Source organism: Micromonospora craterilacus (assembly GCF_003236315.1).
Lineage (GTDB): Bacteria > Actinomycetota > Actinomycetes > Mycobacteriales > Micromonosporaceae > Micromonospora > Micromonospora craterilacus.
Map to the genome: position 1 here is coordinate 1 of NZ_POTY01000520.1, position 846 is coordinate 846.

Below are 846 nucleotides of genomic sequence, written 5' to 3' on the forward strand. Positions count from 1 at the left end.
GGGCGTGGCAGTCGAGACAGGGGCGGGCGTCAGCACGTACTCTTTCGGCATGTCCACCCCCGCTGCGGGTGCGGCCATCCTTGCGCCGCGCCGGTCGAGCCGGTTCGTTGCCTGGGTGCGCGCTTGGCGCGCCGGGCTGGTGCCCTTCGACGAGGTCTCAGACGCCGTCGCCGGCGACGAGGAACACCTGGTCGCCGACGCACCTGGCGCCTGGACGGACGTGCCGCTGCGGGAGGCACTGCCCACCCTGGCCAAGCTCTCGCCGGACGAGATCCGCCTGGTGCTGCCGGCACCGGGCGACCCGCGTGGCCTGCCCGGCCCGGGTGACTTCGCCGGGGCCGCGCTGCTCGCCGGTGAGGCGGTGATCGCCGGTGGGCTGGGCCTGATCCCCGAGGTACGGGTGCACACCTCCGGCTCCGGGGACACCTTCGAGACGGTGCTCTGGCGGGTCTACCCGCTGCCGGCGGACGCCCCGGCCGCGTCGCTCACCCTGCCCGGCGCCGCCGAGGCAGAGGCGGAACTGGCCGCCGCGCTGGCCGACACCACCGCCGCGCTCACCCGGCTCGACGTGGCCCAGTGGCGCCCGGAACTGGCCGGCGCACTGGAGGCACTGCGCCGCCCCGACGGCACCACCGACCTGCCGCCCGGATTCGACCCGCGAGCCCGCCGACTGTTCGCCCGCGCCGCCGTACTGGACCGGGTGCTCGCCCTGGCCGGGCACGCGGCACCCGGCGGCGCGGTCAACAACTACGAGGCCCAGCAGCGCGACGCCGCCCTACGCCCGCTGACCGCCGCTTGCCGGCAGGCCCTCGTCGCCGCCTGCAACGCCCCCCTCCGCCCCTAACC

1 protein-coding gene is annotated in these 846 nt (G+C 76.6%); it reads left to right on the forward strand.

The genetic code is table 11. From position 1 onward, the window contains the following. Nucleotides 1-49 precede the first annotated feature (49 nt). Nucleotides 50-844: an Rv1486c family protein gene (locus C1I95_RS34200; RefSeq protein ID WP_111220263.1), complete on the forward strand. Its 795-nt coding sequence runs from the start codon at nucleotides 50-52 to the stop codon at nucleotides 842-844. The last annotated feature ends 2 nt before the right edge of the window (nucleotides 845-846 follow it).